Annotated in this window: 22 protein-coding genes; 16 read left to right on the top strand and 6 right to left on the bottom strand. The window is 40.0% G+C overall.

The genetic code is table 11. The features are described from left to right. Window positions 1-521: 521 nt before the first annotated feature. On the bottom strand, window positions 522-803 hold the full coding sequence (locus QZZ23_RS08210) for a hypothetical protein (protein ID WP_292468744.1): 282 nt from the start codon (window positions 801-803) through the stop codon (window positions 522-524). A gap of 295 nt (window positions 804-1,098) precedes the next feature. Between QZZ23_RS08210 and alaS the strand changes: the two genes are divergently transcribed. The 4 genes from alaS to QZZ23_RS08230 all read left to right on the top strand — a co-directional run bounded on the left by alaS (window position 1,099) and on the right by QZZ23_RS08230 (window position 6,839). Continuing rightward, window positions 1,099-3,873 (top strand): alanine--tRNA ligase, encoded by a 2,775-nt coding sequence (gene alaS / locus QZZ23_RS08215; RefSeq protein ID WP_292468747.1) that lies wholly within the window; start codon window positions 1,099-1,101, stop codon window positions 3,871-3,873. Window positions 3,874-3,898: 25 nt separating this feature from the next. After that, complete coding sequence (gvpD, locus tag QZZ23_RS08220; RefSeq protein WP_292468751.1) at window positions 3,899-5,239, top strand: gas vesicle protein GvpD P-loop domain-containing protein; 1,341 nt, start codon at window positions 3,899-3,901, stop codon at window positions 5,237-5,239. 96 nt (window positions 5,240-5,335) lie between these two features. Further along, on the top strand, window positions 5,336-6,391 hold the full coding sequence (locus tag QZZ23_RS08225) for a response regulator (RefSeq protein WP_292468754.1): 1,056 nt from the start codon (window positions 5,336-5,338) through the stop codon (window positions 6,389-6,391). 73 nt (window positions 6,392-6,464) lie between these two features. Continuing rightward, window positions 6,465-6,839: a response regulator gene (locus QZZ23_RS08230; protein WP_292468756.1), complete on the top strand. Its 375-nt coding sequence runs from the start codon at window positions 6,465-6,467 to the stop codon at window positions 6,837-6,839. On the opposite strand, the gene QZZ23_RS08235 is transcribed toward QZZ23_RS08230, so the two are convergent. Continuing rightward, window positions 6,833-7,855: a methyltransferase domain-containing protein gene (locus QZZ23_RS08235; protein WP_292468759.1), complete on the bottom strand. Its 1,023-nt coding sequence runs from the start codon at window positions 7,853-7,855 to the stop codon at window positions 6,833-6,835. The genes QZZ23_RS08230 and QZZ23_RS08235 overlap by 7 nt on opposite strands. Window positions 7,856-8,024: 169 nt before the next feature. On the opposite strand from QZZ23_RS08235, the gene QZZ23_RS08240 reads away from it, so the two are divergent. The 6 genes from QZZ23_RS08240 to flaJ all read left to right on the top strand — a co-directional run bounded on the left by QZZ23_RS08240 (window position 8,025) and on the right by flaJ (window position 14,375). Then, window positions 8,025-9,323 carry a FlaD/FlaE family flagellar protein gene (locus QZZ23_RS08240; protein ID WP_292468761.1) on the top strand — a complete coding sequence of 433 codons (1,299 nt, stop codon included), beginning with the start codon at window positions 8,025-8,027 and terminating at the stop codon, window positions 9,321-9,323. Next, window positions 9,313-9,744, top strand: coding sequence for a hypothetical protein (locus tag QZZ23_RS08245; RefSeq protein WP_292468764.1), 432 nt, complete (start codon window positions 9,313-9,315; stop codon window positions 9,742-9,744). The genes QZZ23_RS08240 and QZZ23_RS08245 overlap by 11 nt, the downstream gene beginning before the upstream one ends. Window positions 9,745-9,828: 84 nt before the next feature. Then, a complete protein-coding gene (locus QZZ23_RS08250; RefSeq protein ID WP_292468766.1) occupies window positions 9,829-10,326 on the top strand; it encodes a flagellar protein G in 498 nt (165 codons plus the stop codon). A gap of 12 nt (window positions 10,327-10,338) precedes the next feature. Next, the gene (locus QZZ23_RS08255) at window positions 10,339-11,034 is read left to right on the top strand and encodes an ATPase domain-containing protein (RefSeq protein WP_292468770.1); all 696 of its coding nucleotides are present in this window, start codon (window positions 10,339-10,341) and stop codon (window positions 11,032-11,034) included. A gap of 17 nt (window positions 11,035-11,051) precedes the next feature. Further along, window positions 11,052-12,710 (top strand): type II/IV secretion system ATPase subunit, encoded by a 1,659-nt coding sequence (locus QZZ23_RS08260; RefSeq protein ID WP_292468772.1) that lies wholly within the window; start codon window positions 11,052-11,054, stop codon window positions 12,708-12,710. Between the two features lie 9 nt (window positions 12,711-12,719). Next, entirely contained in the window at window positions 12,720-14,375 is a 1,656-nt protein-coding gene (gene flaJ, locus QZZ23_RS08265; RefSeq protein ID WP_292468775.1) for an archaellar assembly protein FlaJ, read from the top strand. 47 nt (window positions 14,376-14,422) lie between these two features. Here flaJ and QZZ23_RS08270 read toward each other — a convergent pair whose 3' ends face one another. From QZZ23_RS08270 to QZZ23_RS08285, 4 genes are all read right to left on the bottom strand, one after another. Then, window positions 14,423-15,421 (bottom strand): isocitrate/isopropylmalate family dehydrogenase, encoded by a 999-nt coding sequence (locus QZZ23_RS08270; protein WP_292468777.1) that lies wholly within the window; start codon window positions 15,419-15,421, stop codon window positions 14,423-14,425. A 12-nt stretch (window positions 15,422-15,433) separates the two neighbouring features. After that, window positions 15,434-16,279, bottom strand: a complete 846-nt coding sequence (locus QZZ23_RS08275; RefSeq protein ID WP_292468779.1) for a hypothetical protein — start codon at window positions 16,277-16,279, stop codon at window positions 15,434-15,436. Window positions 16,280-16,290: 11 nt separating this feature from the next. Next, window positions 16,291-16,782: a 3-isopropylmalate dehydratase gene (locus QZZ23_RS08280; RefSeq protein WP_292468986.1), complete on the bottom strand. Its 492-nt coding sequence runs from the start codon at window positions 16,780-16,782 to the stop codon at window positions 16,291-16,293. 89 nt (window positions 16,783-16,871) lie between these two features. Continuing rightward, window positions 16,872-19,331, bottom strand: a complete 2,460-nt coding sequence (locus tag QZZ23_RS08285) for an oligosaccharyl transferase, archaeosortase A system-associated (protein WP_292468782.1) — start codon at window positions 19,329-19,331, stop codon at window positions 16,872-16,874. Window positions 19,332-19,640: 309 nt separating this feature from the next. On the opposite strand from QZZ23_RS08285, the gene QZZ23_RS08290 reads away from it, so the two are divergent. Genes QZZ23_RS08290 through QZZ23_RS08315 form a run of 6 tightly spaced genes read left to right on the top strand, consistent with a single transcriptional unit; the run spans window position 19,641 to window position 25,284 of the window. After that, window positions 19,641-20,717: a glycosyltransferase family 4 protein gene (locus QZZ23_RS08290; protein WP_292468783.1), complete on the top strand. Its 1,077-nt coding sequence runs from the start codon at window positions 19,641-19,643 to the stop codon at window positions 20,715-20,717. After that, complete coding sequence (locus QZZ23_RS08295; RefSeq protein ID WP_292468785.1) at window positions 20,714-21,604, top strand: NAD(P)-dependent oxidoreductase; 891 nt, start codon at window positions 20,714-20,716, stop codon at window positions 21,602-21,604. Before QZZ23_RS08290 ends, QZZ23_RS08295 begins: the two co-directional genes overlap by 4 nt. Continuing rightward, the gene (locus QZZ23_RS08300; protein WP_292468787.1) at window positions 21,588-22,580 is read left to right on the top strand and encodes a GDP-mannose 4,6-dehydratase; all 993 of its coding nucleotides are present in this window, start codon (window positions 21,588-21,590) and stop codon (window positions 22,578-22,580) included. Before QZZ23_RS08295 ends, QZZ23_RS08300 begins: the two co-directional genes overlap by 17 nt. Window positions 22,581-22,583: 3 nt before the next feature. Continuing rightward, complete coding sequence (locus QZZ23_RS08305) at window positions 22,584-23,285, top strand: sugar phosphate nucleotidyltransferase (protein ID WP_292468789.1); 702 nt, start codon at window positions 22,584-22,586, stop codon at window positions 23,283-23,285. A gap of 12 nt (window positions 23,286-23,297) precedes the next feature. Next, window positions 23,298-24,326 (top strand): UDP-N-acetylglucosamine 4,6-dehydratase family protein, encoded by a 1,029-nt coding sequence (locus tag QZZ23_RS08310; RefSeq protein WP_292468791.1) that lies wholly within the window; start codon window positions 23,298-23,300, stop codon window positions 24,324-24,326. Window positions 24,327-24,342: 16 nt separating this feature from the next. Beyond that, window positions 24,343-25,284 carry a GDP-mannose 4,6-dehydratase gene (locus QZZ23_RS08315; RefSeq protein WP_292468792.1) on the top strand — a complete coding sequence of 314 codons (942 nt, stop codon included), beginning with the start codon at window positions 24,343-24,345 and terminating at the stop codon, window positions 25,282-25,284. The last annotated feature ends 13 nt before the right edge of the window (window positions 25,285-25,297 follow it).

Raw genomic sequence — 25,297 nt, forward strand, 5'->3', positions numbered from 1 at the left:
GCATGTTTTATGTTGTGTTGGAAAAAGATTCAAGAGACGTTTTGAAATAGGCTCAGAATAAAACACTCATCCGGTTGGAGTAGCTATGTTATAAATAAGTAGCAAGCTACATCTTCTTCTTAAGTGTGAATTTTTAATAAAGTACTCTCAACTGTGTAGCTCGTTTCTGGATAAGGGTACTGACAGAGTTACTTGTGTGGGTACACAATGTGATTATACTTTTTTGTTGAACTCTGCTTTAAACAAAAAGTTAAATCTTGCAGAAATGGAGGACCATTACTTGAATTTATTGAAAAAAGGATTCACAGAATAGAAAAGTATCATGGATTTGCAAGCGTCTGGATGGCATATATCTGGCAGAGCTTCGATTGCTGATTTTAAGCCATTTGTCAAGTCCGGGCAGGTTTGATATGTGCATTGTTTTTCACCTGTAGGTTGTATGTAGGTGCATGTTCCCTTTTCCCGTATAGTTTTCGTCCTGGCAGGCCCTACTTGTATGATTGGAACTTTTTGTCATTTGTTTACTGGTTTATGTATGCCTCATTTCCAAAATTATGTCTGAGTGTCTCAGTAGAAAATGGCTTATTCATAATGTATGCCTGGCTGAACTGTCCACCATTCACATCATATTCTCTCTGTACATCAATTCCATAATGTTCTTCCATTTCATCGTTTATTGAATCACAGAGATATACCTGCAGGTTGCCGCCAGTATCCATAAATACGGATGGTCTGACACCTGTGTTATTATATTCTTCTACAAGCCCTCTGAATACTAATGACATATAACGCATTGATTCCATCGATCATCACCATTATAATCACTTCATGGTCATACATTTAAACCTAATGTATTGATTTTACTGTGAATGTACACGTATAATCTATTTCATGTTCACAAAATAGACGTTTTAATAATCGTGATTTGTCGACAAACAATATCATTAGGAATTATGTGCATGTATATTTATATAATGAGTTATATATAGCCAACATATCCAAAGCATGAAGGTAGCTAGGAATAAGAAACGTTTTTAATCATTGATGCGATAGATGGAAGAATAAATTAGACTTAAACAATATCCAGTTGGAATAATTATGCTTGAAGACGAGTATCAGCTTGATTTTTTCTCTGAGAACGGATTTGTTCGTAAACAGTGCTCCAAATGTGGAAGCCATTTTTGGACACGTGATACTGAAAGAGCTACATGTGGAGATGCTCCATGTGATCCGTACTCTTTTATTGGCAATCCTGTTTTTAAGAAAACGTTCGACCTCGCTGAAATGAGGGAATATTTCCTGAATTTCTTTGAGGAAAGGGGTCATACAAAACTTGAAAGGTATCCTGTAATCGCAAGGTGGCGAGATGATATATATCTAACAATAGCTTCAATAGCTGATTTTCAGCCGTTCGTCACGTCAGGGCAGGTACCACCACCCGCCAACCCTTTGACCATCTCCCAGCCATGCATACGCCTGTCTGATCTTGATGCGGTAGGTAGAAGCGGTCGCCATCTTACTACTTTTGAAATGATGGCACACCATGCTTTCAACAAGAAGGACGAGGAACTATACTGGAAGGATCGCACAGTTGAGTTATGCGATGAGCTTCTAAATTCGCTAGGTGTTGATCCCATGGCTGTCACCTATAAAGAGGAGCCTTGGGCAGGTGGCGGAAACGCCGGACCATGTGTCGAAGTGCTCGTTGGTGGACTTGAAATTGCAACTCTTGTGTTTATGGACCTAAAGCAGTCAAAAGATGGCGAAATCGTGATCAAGGGCGAAAACTATCAAAAGATGGACAATTATATCGTGGACACAGGGTATGGCCTGGAGAGATTCGTATGGGCGTCGAAAGGCTCACCTACTATATATGATGCCGTGTTCCCAAACATTGTGAACGAGCTCATGAATCTTGCAGGCATTGAACATGAACTTGACAATTCCGAATATGCCAATATCCTATCCCAGAATGCCCGTCTTGCAGGTCTTATGGATGTAAGCGAAAAGGCCAATCTTTTCGAACTCAGAAAACAGGTCGCTTTCAGTATTGGGACTACAGTGGAAAAGCTTTCTTCCATAATGGAGCCTGTAGAAACCATATATGCGATAACTGACCACACCCGCTGCCTTACATTCATGCTTGCAGATGGTGTCATCCCTTCCAATGTGAAAGCTGGATACCTTGCAAGACTAGTCCTGCGCCGCACTTTGAGAATGATGAAGGACATGGGAATAACTATACCTTTATCGGATATCGTAAAGATGCATGCCCATAACCTTCCTGAGTATCCTGAATTCCAGGAAAAGCTTGATGTTATTGAGGACATACTCTACCACGAAGAACGCAAGTTTGCAGATACGCTGGAGCGTGGAAAGCGTATGATCCAGAAGTCTGCAAAGCACTACAAAGAAGCAGGTGAAAAGATTCCTCTTGACACTCTTATTGAAATGTATGACAGTCATGGGATTCCGCCTGAAATTTCTAAACAGGCAGCTTCTGAAGTTGGTGTGGATGTAGATCTTCCTGACAACTTCTATTCCCTTGTTGCTGAAGGGCATAGTAAAGCAGAGGAAAAAGAAGTCAAAGTATTCCCTTATGCAGAAAGAGTTTCAAAGCTTCCAAAAACAAAGAAGTTATTCTATGATGAACCTACAAGGATGAACTTTGAGTCAGTTGTCCTTGATATTTTCGATAATCATCTGGTTCTGGATAGTACATTCTTCTACCCTGAAGGAGGTGGACAGCCTGCTGATCATGGTACTATCACTGTTGAGGATGTTGTCCATAAAGTTATAGATGTTCAGGCAGTCGGGGGGGTGGTTGTTCACATTCTTGATGAAATAAAGGATGAATCCCATATCCGTAAAGGTGATATGGCATTCGGAAAGGTTAATGAGGAGCGCCGTATGGCCCATGCATGCCATCATACAGCAACTCACATTGTTAATGATGCGGCACGTAAAGTGCTCGGTGACCATGTGTGGCAGGCAGGTGCCCAGAAGTTTGTGGACAAAGCCCGTCTTGATATATCTCACTATAAGCGTATCTCCCAGGAAGAACTTAACCAGATCGAGCTTATTGCCAATCGTACGGTTATGGAGAACCAGCGCGTGACTGCTGAGTGGATGGACAGGATAGAAGCCGAGAAAAAATATGGCTTTGGACTCTATCAGGGTGGAGTTCCTCCTGGAAGTATTATCCGTGTATTGAAAGTGGCTGATGATATCGAAGCATGCGCTGGTACTCATTGTGTGAACACTGGTCTTGTAGGCCCGATCAAGATGCTGAAGACCGAACGCATCCAGGATGGTGTTGAGCGCATAGAGTATGCTGCAGGTCTTGCCGCAGTCAGGGCAATGCAGCAAATGGAATCATATCTCAGTCAGTCTGCTGACGCATTACGTGTCAGACCGGAGCATCTTCCCTCAACAATAGAACGTTTCTTTAACGAATGGAAGGAATTCAAGAAAGAAAACCAGAGGCTGAAAGAAGATCTTGCTCATGTTCATGTCATGCAGATGGCCAACGAAGCAGTAAATATTGGCGACGTGCGCCTTGTGGCTGCAGTTGTTCCTAACGCTGACATTGATGAACTTGTGAAGATTGCCGGTGAACTGGCAACTAACAAAGATATTGTTGTACTTCTGGCAAGTGATTCTGCAGGCGTTAAAATTGCAGGGGCTGCAGGAGTCGATTCATTGAAAGCCGGTGCAGACGCAGGGAAACTTGTAAGGAAAATGTCTGAAATAGTTGGCGGCGGTGGCGGCGGTAAGCCGGGCATGGCCCGCGGTGGCGGTGTAGATGTCGACAAGATCGATGAGGCCCTTGAAGTTGGGCGCAACCTCCTTGAAGAGCAGATAAGCAACTAATAAATAAGTAATATGAGGAATTGAAATGATACCTGGTGAGGTTAAAGAGTTCTTTTCATCCCAGTTTGGGAAGTCCCTTCTGGTAAAAGGGAAGCCTGGGACTGGAAAGACTACCTTTGTCTTTGGGATACTTGATGAGATATGTTCAGAGGGCAATTGTATCTATATCTCTCCACGTATCGATAAATCCTCTGAATATGGGAAATACCCCTGGATAGAAGGGGATTTCACCAATAATGAGGATTTCCTCAGGATGCTTGCATCCCGCATAAAAGTGATATGGGAATCAAGTGAGACCAAACCAATTATAGTTGTGGACTCAATTGACTCTTTAAGTATTGCTACAACAAGGTCTGCAGACTGGGAATCTAACAAATTCGAACTTGAGCGTTTGCTATTTGATTTCTCAAGAAAGGTAAATGCAGATCTTATTATGATCACTGAGCAGACAGATGTAACATCTCTTGATTACCTTGTGGATGGTGTGGTTTTCCTTGAAATATCGGATATATCTGATAGTGATATAAGAAAGATAAAACTCTTGAAGATGCGAGGTGTGGAGCTGTCTCAGTCAAGATATCCTTTTACTCTTGATGGCGGCGAATTCACCTGCTTTGAACCATTTCAAGTATCATATCCCGAACAAACACAGGTTCCGCCACCTTTACCGGATCCTATTGAAAGTAAGGTCTCAACTGGTATCATGGATTTTGATGCTATCCTGGGTGGCGGTTATCAGAAGGGAAGCTTCAATCTGTTTGAAATCACAAGTGGGGTGGGCGACTCGTTCTATAGTTTACTTTTGCCTACATTCATCAATCACCTGAATATGGGCAGGCCCCTTCTGAGTATGCCTACTGAAGGCACGAGCGTTGAAACTGAAAAGCGAATGATATTTCCTTTTACAGGTGATAATCATTTTCATGGACAGTTCATGGGTTTTGAAATACGCGACCTGAAAGGGAGGATACCTACCTACATTGAACCATTTTCAGGGAATGTTTATAAAGATATGGACGTATTCCATAAGATCAAAAATGATATGATGCATCAGTATGGTTCGCCAATTCTTGATTATATCGGTCTTGATAGTATGGAGTATAATTATGGATGGGAGAACATCGGATCCATAATCGGGCAGATGGCATCCATAACAAAGACCACAGAGAACATTGTTCTTGCAGTTTCAAAGTATGGGCAGAGGATTACAGAATCAGTTGCACATATGGCCACAACCCACTGGAAATTTGAAAATGTTGACAGGACACTTGTTATGTATGGTGTTGTTCCTAAAACTGGTGCTTTTGAAGTAAAGATGGAATTTGTTTCCGGCTATCCTCAGGTCAACCTGATTCCTATGAAATAAGGGCTATTTCGTGCCGCAAGTATATTTTCTGCCCAAAACTTAATAAGAAAATAAAACTAATAATATTTGGTAAACAAAATTAAAAGGTACTTGTCAATGAATGATCAAACACAGGAAATCCTTTCTACTCTCCGGAATGAATTGGTCCACAAGAATGCATTGTTCCTTGCTCCGGTTGACAGCTTTATTGAGCGGTTAGTATATTTTTATGTATCAAATATACTAAAAGAAGAATCAGATCGGACAATAGTATGGTTGTGCCTGAGTGCTTCTCGGGATAAGGTTCTTACTCGTTTTAAAGATTTTGGTTTTGATATCAATACTTCTGGACAGATGTATTTCATTGATATCGATGCATCAGGGAAACAACATTACGATGATACCTTTTATTGTAGTTCGGTAGCCGACTATACTAAAATGGCTTCGCATATATCTAACATCTTTCAGAATAGCCCGCACTCCCTGCTTATCGTAGATAACATGAATGTGCTGGCGAGCGATACAATGCAGGTGGTAGAGAATTTTATTAAATTCATCGAAAAGAAGGTCGCTGAAAACGAAGGGAGTATTCTTTCGGTGCTTTCTAAAAACATTCTGCCTTCTGAATCTGAAGTTCTTATAACTTCCTTTTTTGATGTTGTTATTGAGATTACCAATGTTGGAGAGATACATACAGAAATCGGTCTGAATGATTTTGATTTCAGGTACTCTGTTGAAGGTGGTTCCATTGAATTTGAACCCATGCAGAGGAAGACAAAAAGAGACCGCTTGAAAATACTGATTGTAGATGATGAGCCGGATATTCCAGAATTACTAAAACTTTCTCTTATAAGCGAGCCATATGATTTTCTGGTGGCTCATAATGGGGAACAGGCAATAGATCTTACTCTTAAGGAATTGCCTGATCTTATTCTTCTTGACATAATGATGCCGGATATGGATGGTTATGAAGTCGTAGAACATCTAAAAGAGAGTAAGTCTGCAAGTGACATTCCTGTTATAATGATCTCTGCCAAGACTGCTATAGAAGATAAAGTAAGGGGCATGGAACTTGGCATAGATGATTATATTTCCAAGCCATTTGACAAGCGTGAGGTCAAGGCAAGGATTAAGATGGTTATGAGGCGACTTGGTTGGGCCGACGATGAATAATATGTTCTGGTGGGATATATATATTTATATATTATAATGGCGTAAATCCATTTTCAGGAGCTGTTAAACAATTATGTATCCTAAAATTATGATAGTGGACGATGAACCAGATACAATTGACCTTGTGAAATTAATCCTTCAATCTGAAAATATGGAGGTTGTCGGGGCAAAAAGCGGTTTTGAGTGTCTTGAGTCCATTGACAAAGAAAAACCGGATGCTATTTTGCTTGATATAATGATGCCTGATATGAATGGCTGGGAAACATTTCATAAAATAAAGGAACTACAGCCGTGTTTGCCTGTAGCCATGCTTACTGTGAAAAGTCAGGAATTTGATAAGATGCTTGGTCTGCATGTGTTGAAGGCAGATGACTATATTACAAAACCTTTCAGCAGGAAAGAACTCATAAAAAGAACAAGGGAATTGCTGGAAATGGAATTTCAATAATCCAGCACTTCACATATTATTGCATTATTTTCCTTTACAAAAAGATGTGCCTTCCTTTCTCCTGAAAGCTCTTTTTCAAGAGTATTTCGGATATTCCAATATCTTTCAGGTTCAATTGATGCCCTGATAATTACTTTGCCAAATGAGTTCTGCTTCAGGTATGAGTTTACCATTTCGATATCAAACTCCATTACCTTCGCTACTTTGTAGCTATTCTTAAACAATTTACATTCGAGTGCTTTGTCAGAGCTTATCAACACTCTTTTTTCATCGATCTCAAATATATTGGTATTAGGTGCATCATTTTTGAAATATGCTGTAAGTTGTTCAAGAAGGCCTGCTTTAGTAATGCATTCTTCTGGCTCATAGGCATAAAGTCCGGGTTTAGCAGTTCTCTCTATATTTATGGTTGTATTTTTTTTACGAATAATTGCGTCACCTGGCAGAACAACAGCAGAGATATCAGTTTTCTTCAGGTCACCAAAATACAGATTCAGGCGGTTCAGTTTCCCTTCAAGGGACATATACTCTTTTTCACAGTCAAAAGGTATTTTTTCAGGTGATAACTGAGGTGGTGCTTCGAATGCGAAATTTGAGCTTTTATATGCATATGCCTTCATTACTTCCGGTATTGAAGGACTCAGGTTTTCAATGCTTCTTTCTTTTTCTGCCGGGGGTCTTGCAGGATCTGAAAAAACAACATCAAGGTTCGGTAATTTTGCGATTACATCGGGTGAAAGTGAATCACCGGGTATGAATTCAATATTATCGACTCCAATTATTTTTGCATTCTTCCTTGCGTATTCTATTTTTTTAGGGTCAATTTCAATTGCATAAACAAAATCACATTTTTGTGCAAAATATATAGCCTGGCCACCGATGCCACAGCTGATATCAGCAATCACTCTGCATTGTAATCTTTTTGCCCTGTATTCTGCAACAGGTTCAGGGGTTGCAAATCTGATTCCGTCCTTGTCGGATATCATTTCGGTTTTGAATATTTTCTTGCGTGCCAAATGAATCAATTATGTAAAGTCTGATAAATGATTTAAATTAATCTGATTCGCTATTCTAAAGGAAAACGCCAGCAACGATTTTATTCATAATTTATATATATTATTAAGGGTATAATGTGATGTAGTATAGATATTTCTATCTCATAATATAATCATCACCAGTGGAATCATGGCCGGATTTAGCGATAAAATAAAAAAGATGACTTCTGTTCTTTCAAAGAAGGACAAAAAAAAGGGAGCTGACTCCCCATTCGATTCAGGTACCCCTCCTTTTCTTCAGGGAATTCCTGATTTTGGTTCAGTTCCGGATCTATCCGCAGGATTCCCTCCGGCACCACCGTCAGGTCCTCCGGGGATGCAAACTGCTCCAGGTGCATCTGGAGTTCCTCAATTTCCTCCTGGCATGTCTCCTCCGGGAAATCCTTCTGGCGCTGACTCTCAGCAATCATCTGTGAACAATGAGATGATAGAGGAAACCAGAAAAAAAATAAAGGATGTTGAGACCAAGCTTTCAAAAGCAGATGTAACTCTTAGCATGGTCCAGAAGGAAAATGAAGAGGTCAGAAAAACTGTAGATAAAATAGATCAGAGTATTCTTGAATTATTATCTCTTTATGAAATTGTATCCAACCAGGTCAATCCTTTTGTAGGCGATGATGTTGCTTCACGTGCCACAATAGAGCGGTTTGACAAAACAGATAAAAGGATTACAGAAATGGGTGACATGCTGTTCCTCATGAAAAATGATTTTGATGCAGCTGCTCAGAAATTAAGCATGCCTCATGGTATCTCTGCAGAAGCAGAATCCCGAATGCAGAATCTTGAGTCAAAGATGGATGCCTTTGCAGATGCAATGATAATGATGCATGAAAGCATTGAAAAGTTATCCTCCAGTTCAGAAGCATTGTTCTCTAAAACAGGTATTCTTGACCAGAACATTGTTGATCTGGCTGAAACAACAGGTATTATTTCTTCTCGTCTTGATGACCTGGAAAAAAGACCTGTAGCTGTCAATGGCACAATAAAGGATGAAAGAACACTTTCCAATGATAAAGAATCTGAAGTAGAAGATGGTAATGATACCGCCATTATCCCTAAAAAGGCTTCAGTTCCCGTGGTGAGGCTGGAATGTATAAGGGCAGATCCTACTAGTGTGGTTGTGCTGCTCAACTGGATTGAATTCCTCATGGAACGCGTTGGAAGAAACAACCTGATGGATGCACTTGATTATTACGTTGATATTGGCTGGATAAATGAAGCCGTGATGTCTGAGATTATGGCTTATGCCCGTGGTATCGATTATTATGTGGAAAAACCTACATGGCGCCTCCTTCCCGAAGATCATACAAAATCCCTCCTTTTCATAGAAAGGCTGTCAGGACGCAAGATCGACAGGAACATGCTAAGTTCAATTGACAGGGAAATGGCAAAGGTAAAGCACGGTTTGGAGGAACTTTATGGGATTTGAGTTATCTGTAGTTGCAGTTATTTTTTTCATATCTGCAGTCCTTCTGGGTACCTTCTCTTACACAATGATGAGTGCTTCCAATGAAGTAGTCAGTGATGCCTCAGCAGAGCAGTATCAAATGCAACATATCAAGCTTCAGACAGATATTGAAGTAGATGACTCCATACCTGATATTTCCGGGAGTAATTACAATTTAACTTTAACTCTTTCTAACACAGGCAGTGAAGCGGTACGTTTTGATAAGTTAAATGTTCTTGTAGACGGAAATCTGGAACCATATTCATATAGCGATAGTGCTGTTACATGGACTCCTGTACAGACAAGGAACCTGACGATTACAGGTCTTTCAGGTCTTGGGATGCATCGTGTCAAGGTTGTCACAGAAAATGGCATTTCTGCTTATGATGCATATCTTGTTTAATCTGAATAGCATCTTTATATACTAATAAATATATAATACGATGTTAATTCAATTTATAAGGACTGGCAGAAAAACATGAAAAGCATGCTAAGAACGGACAGAAATAACCTACTGGAAAATACAAGCGCGGATACCGCTATTACGCACATGATATTTTTCATAGCCGCTATAATACTGGCTATTAGTGTTGTTGCTTTTGTATCTGCCGATGTCCAGTCACTGATATCTTCATCAGGTGCAAGCAGCAAGTTTCTTTCGGAGCAGCTAAGGACAGATATTACAATCGTAAATGATCCTGAGATCATCCCTTTTGATAGTACAAATAAAAAATATATATTCTATGCAAAAAATACCGGTAAAACAGAATTGACACCGGAATATGTGACTATTCTTGTTGATGGTATCCTTATAGAACCTGATGATGTTGATATTAGTCTTGTTGATGGTGATGTTGTATGGCGTCCCGGTGATGTTCTTACCCTAAATACTACTACAACCCCTTCACCACTTGAATCCGGTGATCATAGGATACTTGTTGCAGCTGAAAATGGTAAATCAGGTGCAATGAGTTTTAAAACGTAATTTGAGGTAAAAATGGCAAAGATAAATGCATTTGAGATTCCAAGGGATGATCTTAATTCGAAATTAGGCGGAGGTTTTCCTGCCGGTTCGTTAGTAGTAATAGAAGGTGGGGGTGGGGGTGGAAAAAGTTCCATTACCCAGCGCCTTGCATTTGGATTGAATGAAAATGCTGTGAGTGTGACTTTAGTTTCCACCCAGATGACAACAAAAGGATTTATCAATCAAATGTATTCCATGGATTACCCTATTGCCGCCTACTTGCTAAATGGCATGCTATTGTACATTCCGGTAATTCCTCTGGTACAGGCTGCCAAATCACGTTTTGATTTCATTGAAAGGTTAATGGCAGCAGAAGAACTTTTTGAAAAGAATGTAATAATTATCGATACTATTTCTTCTTTGATAAAATATAGTGCAAATACAGAAAAAAGCCTTGAATTGATATCTTTTTTTAAGAAGCTAAATGGAATGGGTAAAGTCATCATACTGACAATAGAACCCAATCAACTGAGTGAAGAGATTGCATCCATGTTCCGCTCTTCATGTGATGTTTACATCACCCTAAAGTCAAAACCACTTGGAAGTGAAGTTAAAAGGACTATTCTTGTAAACAAGTTTACAGGCGCCAAAGGTCCGGTAGGGCAGATGATAGGTTTCAGGATAGAACCAAAGGTAGGTCTGGTAGTAGAAATTGCTTCAGTATCATAAGTTAAAAGAGTGGTTAGATGGATCCGGAATTTCAGAAAGCTATACAGAGAAACCCACATCTTGGGGAATATGTAAAGAAATTCATGCAGGGGACCGGAACAGATGAACCAACTTTTATGGTAAGTCTTTCAAAGGATATCGATCGGGAAAATGTAAATATCATCTTGCCTGTGGGTGATCCTGTATTTGTTCATCTTTATGGCACTCCCGAACTTGGAGAGGTTAACTACTATGGTATAGAGCCTGAACTCAATAGCACTGAAAAATTAAAGTACCGTACAATTTTGGACATTGTTCTTGAAAAATCAGCAAATGAACCCGTTCCGGATACAGAGGCCGAACTAAAAGATCTTATTACTAAATTACTTAATTCATCGGTTGATGTCGGTGCAGGTGGTAAAGTAGATGAAGAGAGCAGCGGTAAATTTAAATTTATCCAGAAGTTTATTCCTGTGCAGAAAAAGGTTCCTTTGACTCAGGGGGAGTATAACAAGCTCCTTTACCACATAGAAAGGGATATTATTGGTTCCGGTCCTATCGAGCCTATTATCAGAGATCCCTATCTTGAAGATATCAGTAGTATCGGAGTTGACAATATCTTTATCGTCCATAAGATATTTGATACGATCAAAACTGATCTTACATTTGGGGATGAGCAGGGTCTGGATAACTGGCTTCGTAGTATGAGTGAGCGTATAGGCCGTCCTGTGAGTGATGCCAGGCCAATTGCTGACGGTGCACTGCCGGATGGTTCTCGTATAAATATTATTTATCCTATAGATGTCAGCAAGCGTGGTAGCAGTTTCACAATGCGTAAGTTTAGTGAAGTTCCTGTAAGTATTATCCAGCTTATTAATTGGGGCGCATTGAGTGCAGAAATGGCAGCTTACATGTGGATGTGTCTTGAAAATGGAATGAGTATATTCTTTAGTGGTGAAACGGCAAGTGGCAAGACTACGATGCTAAACGCATGTCTTGCTTTTGTCAATCCGAGGGCAAAGGTATTTTCTGCAGAGGACACAGCTGAAGTTCAGCCACCTCAACCTGTATGGCAGCAGTTGATCACTCGTGAGGAAGGTCCACCTGAGTCTAGGGTAGATACATTCGCCCTTCTTAAGGCTGCTCTTCGTTCAAGGCCAAACTACATCATTGTAGGTGAAATTCGAGGAGCTGAAGGTAATGTAGCTTTCCAGGGTATGCAGACAGGACACCCTGTACTTGCAACATTCCACGCATCTGCAGTTTCAAAGATGATTCAGCGTCTTACAGCTGATCCTATAAATGTGCCTGTAACTTTCATAGATAACCTGAATATTGCAATGATTCTTTCAGCTGTCTACCGTAAAGGTAAATTTCTAAGGCGTGCCCTTGCAATTGAAGAGATAGAAGGCTATTATGAAGAAATCGGTGGCGTCGCCACAAGAGCTGTTTTTCAGTGGGAACCGGATACTGATGTGCATAAGTTCCGAGGTCTAAACAACAGTTACATTCTGGAGGATAAAATAGCTACAAAGCTTGGTTATGAGGACAAGAGGGCTATATATCAGGATCTTTTCCTCAGGGCAAAAATACTGGAAGAAATGCGCTCAAGAGGGATTGAAGATTACTATGACGTTCTTGAGATCCTGGTTAATTTCTATAAACATGGCATAGAAGGCCTTCCATTTTCAATTTAGGTGAGTTTTATGAGCTATGATAAGGCCTTCAAGAATCTTGGCATGGAACCTGGTGCATATGGGAAAAAGTTTGCTTTACCCATAATAGTATTTGGTTTTATGATATGTATTATTATTTTAATCGTATTCCCCACACTTTTTACTGGTACTACCAAATACATACCAATATTAATACCTGTAATTTGTATCATTTTTGCTTTGTCATATCCCCTGACAATCCTTGCTGCCAAAGCTTCCCGCATAGATAATAATATGCACTATTATATCACCCAGATGGGTTCAATTGCCACGGCAGAAACTCCCAGAATCGATATTGTCCGCATCGTTTCTGAAAATTCGGATTACCAGGAACTTGCCGAGGAAACAAGGAAGATATTTGATCTTGTTACTGTGTGGCACCTTAGTCTTGCGGACGCATGCAGGTTCGTTTCAAAAAGAACTCCTTCTATCATATTTGAAGATTTCCTTGATCGTTTTGCCCATGCACTCCAGTCTGGAGAGGATGTAAAAGGCTTCCTTTTTGCAGAGCAGGGTGTGGTAATGAACGAGTATGAGTCCATGTATATGGGTGCACTTTATGTTGTTGAAATTATTAAGGAACTATTTGTATCTCTTGTAATGTCTCTTATATTCATGGCATCTTTTGCTGTTATCATGCCGGTGATCACAGGTATGAATGCAGAGCTTCTGATGAGTATGGTCGTGCTTGTCTTCCTTGTAACAGATATTGTTATGGTGATGTTCACAAAAAGTAAGATTCCAAAGGATCCGGCATGGAGTCAGTCCAAGAAGGTCACTGAGAACAAGTTAAAATTATATCGTTCAATACCTGTTTCCCTTCTTGGATGCGTTGTTGTTTTCATAGCAGTATCTCTTTATGGAAAGATTGAAACTTCAATTGCTGTAGCTATGGTTTTCACACCCCTTATTTATACAGGTCATGTCTCAAGGTCAATAGAGAAAAGTATCCGAAGGAAAGATGAGAACTTTCCTGCGTTTATCCGTTCTCTTGGAAGTTCCGCAGGTGCAAGAGGTGGTGTTATTGATGATGCGCTCAAAGCCCTTAGGGCACATGACTTTGGTCCTCTTACAAGAGATGTGAACAATCTCTATAAGATGCTTGTAACCAGGATAGATAAATTCGGTTCATGGGAATATTTTGGAGCTAACACCGGTAGTAATTTGATACAACGTTTCTCCGTGATGTTTGTGGAAGCGACCAACCTGGGTGGACAACCTGAGGTCATCGGTGATATAATAGCAACTAACTTCCATAAAATTGTAACTCTCAGGAAAAAGAGATCCCAGTCTGCAGGTAGTCTTGTTGGTGTCCTGTATGGTCTGACAGGCGGTATTGGTTTTACTATGTATATCTCGCTTGGTGTGGTTGGACTTATGCAGGATATGTTCTCAGCTGTGGAAATGCCTCCCGGAATGTCCATGGGAATGGTGTTATATACAAATGTAGGTAGCATTGAGACACTTTCAAACATGGTTATGTTAATAATGGTTGGTCATTCCCTGATGTCTGCTCTTCTTATCAGGATAGTGGATGGGGGGCATATGTTGAGTGCAACCACTGATTTTGTAATAATGGTATGGATATCCGGAGTAAGTGCAGTTGTCACTATGTCGGGTGTGGCCTCGTTGCTGAATCTAAGCTAAAAAAAGAATTTATGAGTATCCCATAGAATGAAAAGCCGGCAGGATTTTTATTCTATTCTTGTTTTTATGTATTTTGCAATATTATTGCCAACTTCTGATGTGGTATGTTTACCACCAAGGTCAGGGGTGCAGATTCCCATATTGAGTGCAGAGTCAATGGCTTCTTCAACAATTGCTGCTTCTGCAACATCACCATGCCATTCAAGGAGCATTTTCAGACTTAATATTGCAGCAAGTGGATTTGCTATGTTTCTGCCAGCTATATCTGGAGCGCTACCATGCACCGGCTCAAATAATGCATATTTCTCTCCAATGTTGGCACTGGGCAAAAGACCAAGTCCTCCAACCAAGGCACCTGACATATCGCTCAGAATATCCCCAAAGAGGTTGGTTGTTACTATAACATCGTAATTCCAGGGGGATGTGATCAGGTTGTAAGCGAAGGAGTCTACAAGTTCATCCTTGTGCATAACTCCTGCGTCGGTTGCAGTCTGCCGGCAAACATCCAGGAAGAGTTTATCAGACTTCATCACATTGGATTTATGGACAATAGCTAGCTTGTTCAGTCTGCTGCTTGCAAGCTTGCATGCATAATTTGCAATTCTTTTTGAACCTTTTCTTGTGACAACTCTCTGTGTAGTGGAAATGTCGTTTCCTATCTCTTCAATGCCTGAGTACAGTCCTTCTGTATTTTCCCTTACGATGATGAAATTGAAATCGTTACGTTCATGAATGCCTTTTACTGAGGGCAGAGGACGTATAGGCCGGATGTTTGCATACATGTCCAGTTCTTTGCGTATTGTGAGGAGCACACTCTTATAATTAGGATCAGGTGGCGTTGTAATTGCACCAAAGAATACACAATCGCATTCTTTTAGTGTCGCTATATCTTCGTCGGTTATAGCAGAACCGGTTCTCTCCCATTTTCCATAACCAAGTTCCAAAGGTATTTTTTCAATATCAAGGTTAAGTGAGTCCAGAATCTCTATTGCTGCAGGGATTACTTCTTTTCCAACCCCGTCACCTTCCACAACTGCAAGTTTCATAATACTACCTCTTTATTTTCCCTTAATTTCCTCAACAAGATCCCATACGGCTTTAGCAACGTCAAATTCCGATGCACCCCAGTGGACAACTGCTCCGCGAATACCATTAATAGTAACAATACCGGATTTCTCAGAGCGGCAGCATCGTGTGATGAATGGTCTTGATGGCTTGAATATGTCTGATTTAAAAGGACAGATATTTACAAATGAGTATTCTACTCCCGGAAATCTGGATTCAAAAAGGCTTTTTGATATTTCACAGCCTACAAGCAGTGCACCATCTTCTTCAATAACATCACAATCAAGACATTTTCCTTTAAGCCCTGATGATGAACATGGGAACACAGTGTTATCTCCTTCAAATCTCCTGAGATCGGTCAGATTATCTGAAAATTTAATTGTGAGATCACCGAAAATACCACTTTTTTCCAGCCTGTTTACAACACTTGAAAGCCAGGATGGTTCCGGGGGTACAACATCGACTATCTCGATATCAAGAATTGCTGTGAGGTCTGGTTTGTGTACAAATGTCAGGTGTTTATCTATGCCTGTGAATATGACAGTATTAACTTTTCCTTTGCAGATATTTGCTGCGATCTCTATGAGAAGTGCTCTGTCTTTTATGTTCAATTCTTTGTCATAGCGGACAATTTCCTCACATGAGGCTAGTTTTTCAAGAGATTCGACATTTCTTAGCAGATCATTTCCCAGATGCCTGACTTCGTAAAGTGAGTAACTATTTTCATTATCACAATGTTCAACGATCAGGTATTTTGTGAGGAAATAGATACGTCTGTCATCGCCGTCGGGAATCTCCCTGCTATGGCCCACATATTTGTACTCATCAGGAAATATCATATTCATACGCCTTAATGTGTGTTCTTTTTTGCTTTGTGCTGGGCCACAAGTCCGCCTTCAGTCAGCATTTCAAGAAGAAAATCCGGTAATTTGTTTCCCTTGAACACTTCACCGTTTGCTTTTACTGTTCCCTGAAGCAGGTCAATTTCCACTTCATCTCCTTCGTTGCACTGCACGTCTGCTTCCATAAGTGGAAGTCCTACATTGATGGCGTTCCTGAAAAAGATCCTTCCGAATGATTTTGCCACAACACATGCAACTCCTGCATACTTTAGTGCCAGTGCAGCCTGTTCCCTGGAGGAGCCACATCCAAAGTTGTCATCCGCAACGATTATGTCTCCCTTTTTCACTTTTTTAGGGAATTCAGGGTCTATTCCTTCCAGAACATGATCTGCAAAGACCTGCATATCTGTAGTGCGCAGGTATTTTCCGGGAATTATTACATCAGTATCGATATCACTACCGAAAATCCATGCTTTTCCCTTGATTATATTGTCCAATATATCACCTTAGAGCTAGCTTCTGCTTGATATTATTTGTAAGTGTCGGGAAATGTCCAAAAAAAAGTAAAGATAGAATGGGAAAGAAGTATTCATACTTCTATTGTGTTCCCATTCAAAACATCCAGTTCACTAACGCTGACTTCTTGTGTAGTATTTCCATAGCTTATCACATAAGGTCCTGAAGGCATTGTGTCGAACTGTGTCTCGCCTTTGATTGGTCCTTCAGTGGAATAAGGTACAGTGAAAGAATATGTTCCGTCAGATGTGGTGGATTGTGTATAGGTGAACGTCCTCATTTGACTTGTCATTATGGTGTTGCTGATGGTTACAGTCTCATTTTCAGGTGCTGTACCAGAAATAGTTACACCCTTGACATACTCGAATATTTTAACATATCCGGTATTATCTTCTGCCAGGTTCCCGCTGAAGAGTGCGTTGTATACATTCTTATAACCTGGTTCCTGCGTGCTTCCAATAGGTGACTCATGCACCAGACGGTATTGCTTGAGTCCGTTACCATCGAAGATGTGAAGCCTTGCTTCCATGGAATTAAAGTATCTTGGGCCGGGTACTGTCATGTATCCTGAGTCGGTTTGTACTTGTATGTAGTAGTCAGCTGTGTCCAGCGTCCAGGCGCTCATAGCATAGAATTTGCCCGTAGCCATTTCAACGTCTGAGACAATGTAGCGTGCTCCTGCTTTTTCAGGATCAGGATGTATTGCTTCAAGCACTTCTGTTGCTTCTGCTTCAGAAGGAGCTGTGAAGAAAGTTGATGCTCCGGGTCTGTTCTCTTCTTCCAGACTATTAGTGCGACCACCGATACCTTGTTGGAATGGATTTGCATTTGGTATGCGTCGACCTATAACTTCGATCCAGTGTCCGTAATCCCACCACGACATCACACCATATGCAGTTTCCGGGTACTGGTAACTTTCTCCTTCTGCAGGTATTTCATAGCTCTCGTAATAGTCAAGTCCTGGATCAGGTGTGTTATACCTGAGCCACTGTGTTGATTCAATCCAGTATCCATTAGGACCTCCGGTTCCCTGCACTTGTTGTATTGCAATGCCATAACTTGGATATATGAGGATGAGTACAATGAACGCTGCTGAAATTATATGCATAATTTTTATGTTTTGCACATTGAATTTTTTTGCCTTGATGCTGTCTATTAAATTCTGCCAGCCAGCAAGGTTAAGGATACTGATACCTACCCATGCGCTCAGGATTGCGGCATTAACTGAATAGTAGTAAGCGAAACGGTTCTGCTGGAGCATGGCCCATATAATCATCAGTGTCCATACTATCAGGAAAGTGTTTTCTGGTGTGTTCTTTCGGGTGAATGCCTTATAGATGAGTATTGCCAGTGCGATGAAGGAAATGTATCCCAGTGCGGCAAAATTGTACCACAGGGGTTGGAGGGAGAACTGTCCGCCAACCAGAAGAAGTGGGGAAGCTTCCGCAACAGTAAGGCCACCACCTGTTAGTGTGAAATAACTGAATACACTTGTTATCATGGAATATGCTGATTCTGAGAACAACTTTGCCGCAAGGATGCCACCGAAGAACAATATCAATGTTGATACTGGGAAATAATAGCTTTTAAATCCTCTACGGTTTGATTCCCTTGATATTGCAGTAAGTAATGGGAAGGCTACGATGCCTGCGATCATTCCCTTGATGTATAGTGATTTAATTCCACCTATGTATGGAGCAAAAAGCACCATCATCAATGCGATAACGAAAATAATAAGTCCGCTAATTGCAAGATAATCAGTAGTTTTTCCCTGCATGTGATTGACAATATGCTGGATTGTGATGTATACTCCTATAATGAAGCAGAAAAAGAGTGCCCCTTTCCATGCCAAAGAGTAGGCTCCAAGAGAAATACCTGTGAGTATCAGGTATGGGATAGCAGGTTTGATTGTATCAATGTTCCTGTTCTTCAGGTCAGCAAAAGTAAATTTACTTTCGTCTGCTCTTTTTATTGCCATTATCAGGAACATTGCTGTTACAGTACTCAACAATGTTTCAGCTATGTGGTGGTCATTAAATCCTATTATCGATCTTGAGAGATATTGACCACATGATATTGCGATAAGGAATGATGCAAGCACGCCAACTTCCCTGTTGAATAACCATTTTGCAGCAAAATATGTTGGAATAACTACAAGTGCACCCAGTATTGAAGGATAGTATGCACTAACAGTGTTCAGTAACCCCTGACTTGGATTTCCTGCTCCCAATACCCATATTATCGTTGCAAGAACCATATCGTAGAGTGGTGCAAATACCTGGTTCGTACCATTTGGGAATTGGGTGTAGGCATCGAACCAGAGCATATGTGGAAAATTATGTACAATCGATTCTACATTTCTGAGGTGGTACCATGGGTCATTTCCACCAAATCTAACAAAGTTCTCAGAGATGAAAACACCTGCTTTCGGGATGGTTCGGATATAAAATGACACTAATAAGGATAATATCAATCCTGCAATGTAGGGCAAATTATTTTTTAAATTATACGATCTTGTTTTCTCATCTTTCATGTATTCCCCTCATGAATGTCTAATATAGATCGAGATTATATCGAAGTTATTATACATTGGATTCACTTTGCTATCAATAAATACTATATAATAAATATAGGTATTGTTAAAATAACATCATATTGTTATACAAATAGATTTCATTCACGCAGTTGGCTAGATTTTATTAATAAATGGAGTGTACACAGATTGGAAGGAATGCCAGGTTTTTTGTTTTTGTGACTTTTTGAAATAGTCAATGGTCACAAACTCTTACATTTGCATTTTGAAATTCCGTCGGAGATTTTCATTTTAAAAGGAAGTTTTTTCATGAAAATATGTTTAATTGCTGATGCGGTATCTATTCATACTCAGAGATGGGCCCAATATTTTGTCCAACAGGGTGATGAAGTACACCTTATATCATATGAACCTTCAAAGCTGGATTATAGCGGTGTTAATGTCCATGTTATCGGTTCATGGTTCAAAAATCTTTATCTTTCATTCTTCCCACGCCATATAAAAATCTATTTTTTGATAAGGCGTTTGAAACCGGATATAGTCCATGCTCATTTCATTTCAAAATTTGGTTTCCATGTGGCTGCTTTGGGTTTTTCTCCGGTGATAATGAGTGCATGGGGCACAGATATTCTGGTCATACCTTATCATTCCCGTCTTCTGTGGCATTTTACAAAATTATCCCTTAAGAGCTCAAACATGGTATTTGGTGTATCGGATGATATTTCTAGGAAAATAATCTCTGAATTTGGAGTATCTCCTGAAATAGTAAAGACTGTACCATTTGGTGTAGATACCCGTTTATTCCACTCTTTGGACAAAAGCAATACGGATAGCGAAGGAAAGATAACTGTGCTTTCAAACAGGAACTTTCTTGAAGTCTATGATCTGGCAAACCTAATAAACGCCATTCCGTTGGTAATTGCCAGAAATAAGGATATACATTTCATCATAAAGGGATCCGGTCCCCTTGAAAAAGACTTAAAAGAGCTGGTTGGGAAACTGGGAATAGGGGAACATGTTACTTTTATAGGATGGCTTGAATATGAGCAAATGCCAGAACTGTTACACCAAAGTGATATATATGTTTCAACTGCCATTTCTGATGGTAGTCCTGTTTCAGTGCTGGAAGCAATGGCATGTGGCAAAGCTTGCATTGTAACCGATGTAGGTGGTGTAAGCGAATGGGTTAAGGATGGCGTCAGTGGATACTTGATCCCTCCCTGTGACCCACAGATACTCGCCTCGAAGATCCTTGAATTGGCAGATAATCTAGATATAAGAACAAACCTTGGAAAGAATGCTCTTTCGGTAATTGAACTCAAAGGTGATTGGTACCATATTATGGAAGATGTCAGGAAGCAATACGTTGAACTGGTGGGAAAATGAAATATGGCGATGCAATAGTTACAGGAGATAGTGGTTTCATAGGTTCTCATCTCTCAAAAAGGCTTATTCAGCAGGACGTTGACGTCCTTGGTGTATCCCGCTCAACCGCTGGCATAGATATAACAAAGTGGGAGCAGGTCCGGAAAATTCCGCCGAAAAACGTTCTCTTTCATCTTGCAGGGATAACCAGTATTCCCGAATCCTTCCAAAATCCTAGGGTAGTTTACGAGAACAATATATCAGGTATATTGAATATGCTTGAATGGTGTCGCATAAATGATGTGAGTAAAATGATATACTCAAGTACTTTTGTGTACGGACAGCCCATTTATCTTCCGGTGGATGAATCTCATCCAGTTTCCCCCAATAATCCATATTCCAGTAGTAAGTACTTAGGTGAACAATTGTGTGAGTCCTACTGCAGGGATTATGGACTGGATGTAGTCATTCTGAGATTTTTCAATATATACGGTCCCGGGCAGAAAGGTAATTTCCTGATACCAGTGATACTTGAACAGCTCTCTAAAGGCAATGTACTTCTTGCGGATTCCCGGCCAAAGAGGGACTATATCTACATTGATGATGTGGTTGACGCTTTTTTGTGCGCTTTGAATATCTCTTCTACGGGTTGCAATGTATTCAATATAGGGAGCGGTAAGAGTTTTTCAGTTGATGAGATTGCAAATATCATCATTGATTTATTCTCTGATATTACCGGTAGACAGACAGAAATCAAATACATGAATTCAAAAAGGGCGTGTGAGATTGCTGATACAGTTGCAAATATCGAAAAAGCAGAGCAATTTTTGAACTGGTGCCCAGCAACAGATATTAAAAAAGGTTTAGAAAAGACATTGAGGGTGTTTCTACTTGAACATAGCAAATAAAGAAGTTGTCGTAACAGGGGCCGGTGGTTTCATTGCAAGCCATCTTGTAGAGGAACTAGTACGAAGAGGAGCTAATGTAAAGGCTTTTGTCCATTACAATTCTAGAAATGACTATGGTCTGTTGAACCTGGTTGACAGTGATGTCCTTAAAGAAATAGAGGTGTCAATGGGAGATATAACAGATCCTTTTTTTGTCAGAAATGTCACTAAGGGTGCAGATGTGGTTTTTCATCTTGCGGCTCTAATAGGCATCCCTTACTCATATGTAGCTCCGGAGAATTATATCAATGTAAACATAAAAGGCACTATGAATGTCCTGCAGGCAGGACTTGATAATAACGTCGAAAAAATAGTCCACACGTCAACTAGTGAAACATATGGAACTGCCCAATACACCCCGATCGATGAGTCTCATCCACTACAAGGTCAGTCTCCATATTCTGCTTCTAAAATAGGGGCAGATAAAATCGCAGAAAGTTATTATCGTTCATTTGACCTGCCGGTAGCTACCATCAGACCCTTTAATACCTATGGTCCCCGTCAGTCTGCACGTGCAGTAATCCCTACAATTATTTCACAAGCCCTCACAAAGGATGAGATTCATATCGGTTCTCTTTCTCCTGTAAGGGACATGACTTTTGTGAAGGATACGGTAAAAGGTTTCATTTCTGTGGCTGAGTCTGAAAAGTCGATAGGTGAAGTAATCAACATCGGTTCAGGAAAGGGATATACTATCGGTGATATTTTGAACACTATACTTTCCATTCTTGGGAAAGAAGATATGAAGATTATTGAGAAACAGGAACGTATACGGCCTGAAAAGAGTGAGGTGATGGAACTTATCTGTGATAATTCAAGGGCAAAGGAATTGCTTGGATGGGAGCCTGACTTTCCCCTTTCACAAGGACTTCAACAGACTGTGGAATGGCTGAGTGCTTACACAAATCTATATAAAACTGACAAGTATATTATATAATTCATGCAAGCTATAATTCTGGCCGGTGGCAAAGGAAAACGTCTGGCACCTTACACAACTGTGTTACCAAAACCCCTGATGCCTATAGGGGATATGCCAATTCTGGAAATCGTTCTACTTCAGTTAAAGAAGCACGGTTTCAACAAAATAGTTCTTGCTGTAGGGCATCTTGCGGGTATCATTGAAGCATACTGTGGTGATGGTTCCAGGTGGGGACTGGAGATTACGTATTCTATGGAGGATGAACCTTTGGGTACTGCAGGTCCATTGTCTCTTGTTGATGGCTTGGAAGAGAACTTCCTTGTAATGAACGGTGATCTTCTTACCAATATTGATTATTCTGACCTTATGCGTTTTCATCTGGAAAAAGAAGTGCTTGCTACAGTTTCCATGTACAACAAGGATGTTCCCATAAGCCTGGGTGTTCTGGAGCTGGACAATGCAGGGAACATTGTTGATTATATTGAAAAACCTACTCTTGTTTATAAGGTAAGTATGGGAATCTATTTTTTCAATAAAAAGATACTGGATCATATCGAAAAGGGAAAGTATCTTGATTTTCCGGTGCTTATTAAGCAATTGATCGAAAAGGGTGAAAAGATAGCTGGTTATGACTTCGATGGTTATTGGATGGACATTGGAAGGCATGAGGACTACTCAAAGGTGCTTGAAGAGTTTGAGAGCATGAAGGATGAGTTATTGTAGAAAGGTAAAAACATGACAGTATTCCATAATAAAAAAATTCTTGTAACCGGTGGTACTGGTTCACTTGGTAAAGAATTGGTCCGATATCTGCTAGCAAATGAGCACCCGGAAATTGTTAGAATATTCGATGTAGATGAAACCGAGCAGTTTGAATTTCAGCAGGAACTCAAAGGACATGAGGATATAGTTCGTTTCCTTCTTGGCGATGTGCGCGATAAAGAAAGGCTTTCAAGGGCTGTAGAAAATATTGATATAATTTTCCACACAGCAGCCCTTAAGCATGTAATGGCCTGTGAATATAACCCCTTTGAAGCTGTTAAAACGAATGTTATTGGGATGCAAAATATTATTGATGTGTCAATTGATAATAATGTTAGTAAAGTTATTTTTACAAGCAGTGACAAGGCAGTGAATCCCTCTAACACCATGGGTGCAACAAAGCTACTTGCAGAAAAATTGATGACATCAGCCAATTATTATAAAGGAGCTAGGGAGTGTGTTTTCTCAAGTGTTCGTTTTGGTAATGTAATGGGTTCTAGGGGTTCAGTGATACCCCTTTTTAAGCAGCAAATAAAAGCAGGTGGACCAGTTACCATCACTGATCCGACGATGACTCGTTTTATGATGTCGATGTCACAGGCTGTGGAACTCGTTCTCTTATCTGTAGGGATGTCACATGGTGGTGAGGTTTTCATATTTAAAATGCCTACGGTTAATATCCAAGATTTAGCAGAAGTTCTGATAGAGGAATTGGCTCATAAATACGGTTATAGGCCGGAGGATATAGATATTGAGATCATTGGTTCTAAACCTGGTGAAAAGATGTATGAGGAACTGATGACAGAAGATGAAGCATCTCGTTCTTTAGAAAGGGAAGATATGTTTATTATAATTCCAGAGATAAAGGATGAATTGCTTTTATTCGATGAGTCTGCATACGGTGCTACATCTATCATTTCTCAGGATTATGTATCAAAGAATGCTGTACGTATTAGTAAAGATGGGATACGAACAATTCTTAAGAAAGACAAAATAATATAATAAGATGGGGGAAATAATGAAAATACTAGTGACAGGAGGTTCTGGTTTTATTGGGAGATGGGTTGTTAAGCGCTTACTTGATGATAAAAACCTAGTCTGGGTTTTGGATGACATGTCCAATGGAAATCTAAATAATCTTGATGATTTTAAAGAAAATTCCAATCTTATTGTAACGCTTGGTGACATAAAGGATAAAATAAAATTGCATGAGTTATTCAATAATAATTTTGATATATGCATTCACTTAGCAGCTAGCATTATTGTTCAGGATAGTATTAACAATCCTCGAAAGACCTTTGAAAATGACGTTGTGGGGACATTCAATGTTCTTGAGGAAGCAAAGCGGACAAATACAAAATTTCTTTTCATGAGTACATGTATGGTCTATGACACTGCATCGACACAGAGTGCTATCTCCGAAAAACATCCGGTAAAAGCAGCATCTCCATATGCAGGGGCGAAACTTGCAGGGGAAAATATGGTACAATCATATTACTATGCATATGGTTTACCTACTGTAATAGTGCGTCCCTTTAATACCTATGGACCTTACCAAAAATCAACTGGTGAAGGTGGTGTGGTTTCCATTTTCATTGACAAACAACTTAATGGGGATGTGCTCAATATTTATGGCGATGGTAAACAAACACGTGACTTGATGTATGTCGAGGATTGTGCCGAATTTGTAGTTGAGGCTGCGTATTCCGATAATACTAATGGTGAAATTTTGAATGCTGGCCTAGGAGAAGATATAACGATTAATGATCTTGCTTTGTTGATCTGTAAAAATGTGTCTTATATAAAACATGTTGAGCATATACATCCTCAAAGTGAGATTCCAAAATTGGTTTGTGATTATTCCAAGGCAAGAAAACTGTTGGGTTGGGAACCAAAGACATCTCTTGAAGAAGGCATTGAAAAATTCCGTAAATGGATGATGATGAAAGATGAGACGTAATTGCAGATACAAT

Source organism: Methanolobus sp. (assembly GCF_016278385.1).
Classification (GTDB): Archaea; Halobacteriota; Methanosarcinia; order Methanosarcinales; family Methanosarcinaceae; genus Methanolobus.

Bases quoted from the DNA above. Each gene is read 5' to 3' on its own strand.
- QZZ23_RS08210 (WP_292468744.1), bottom strand. From the start codon at position 803: ATGGAATCAATGCGTTATATGTCATTAGTATTCAGAGGGCTTGTAGAA.
- alaS (WP_292468747.1), top strand. From the start codon at position 1,099: ATGCTTGAAGACGAGTATCAGCTTGATTTTTTCTCTGAGAACGGATTT.
- gvpD (WP_292468751.1), top strand. From the start codon at position 3,899: ATGATACCTGGTGAGGTTAAAGAGTTCTTTTCATCCCAGTTTGGGAAG.
- QZZ23_RS08225 (WP_292468754.1), top strand. From the start codon at position 5,336: ATGAATGATCAAACACAGGAAATCCTTTCTACTCTCCGGAATGAATTG.
- QZZ23_RS08230 (WP_292468756.1), top strand. From the start codon at position 6,465: ATGTATCCTAAAATTATGATAGTGGACGATGAACCAGATACAATTGAC.
- QZZ23_RS08240 (WP_292468761.1), top strand. From the start codon at position 8,025: ATGGCCGGATTTAGCGATAAAATAAAAAAGATGACTTCTGTTCTTTCA.
- QZZ23_RS08245 (WP_292468764.1), top strand. From the start codon at position 9,313: ATGGGATTTGAGTTATCTGTAGTTGCAGTTATTTTTTTCATATCTGCA.
- QZZ23_RS08250 (WP_292468766.1), top strand. From the start codon at position 9,829: ATGCTAAGAACGGACAGAAATAACCTACTGGAAAATACAAGCGCGGAT.
- QZZ23_RS08255 (WP_292468770.1), top strand. From the start codon at position 10,339: ATGGCAAAGATAAATGCATTTGAGATTCCAAGGGATGATCTTAATTCG.
- QZZ23_RS08260 (WP_292468772.1), top strand. From the start codon at position 11,052: ATGGATCCGGAATTTCAGAAAGCTATACAGAGAAACCCACATCTTGGG.
- flaJ (WP_292468775.1), top strand. From the start codon at position 12,720: ATGAGCTATGATAAGGCCTTCAAGAATCTTGGCATGGAACCTGGTGCA.
- QZZ23_RS08270 (WP_292468777.1), bottom strand. From the start codon at position 15,421: ATGAAACTTGCAGTTGTGGAAGGTGACGGGGTTGGAAAAGAAGTAATC.
- QZZ23_RS08275 (WP_292468779.1), bottom strand. From the start codon at position 16,279: ATGATATTTCCTGATGAGTACAAATATGTGGGCCATAGCAGGGAGATT.
- QZZ23_RS08285 (WP_292468782.1), bottom strand. From the start codon at position 19,331: ATGAAAGATGAGAAAACAAGATCGTATAATTTAAAAAATAATTTGCCC.
- QZZ23_RS08290 (WP_292468783.1), top strand. From the start codon at position 19,641: ATGAAAATATGTTTAATTGCTGATGCGGTATCTATTCATACTCAGAGA.
- QZZ23_RS08295 (WP_292468785.1), top strand. From the start codon at position 20,714: ATGAAATATGGCGATGCAATAGTTACAGGAGATAGTGGTTTCATAGGT.
- QZZ23_RS08305 (WP_292468789.1), top strand. From the start codon at position 22,584: ATGCAAGCTATAATTCTGGCCGGTGGCAAAGGAAAACGTCTGGCACCT.
- QZZ23_RS08310 (WP_292468791.1), top strand. From the start codon at position 23,298: ATGACAGTATTCCATAATAAAAAAATTCTTGTAACCGGTGGTACTGGT.
- QZZ23_RS08315 (WP_292468792.1), top strand. From the start codon at position 24,343: ATGAAAATACTAGTGACAGGAGGTTCTGGTTTTATTGGGAGATGGGTT.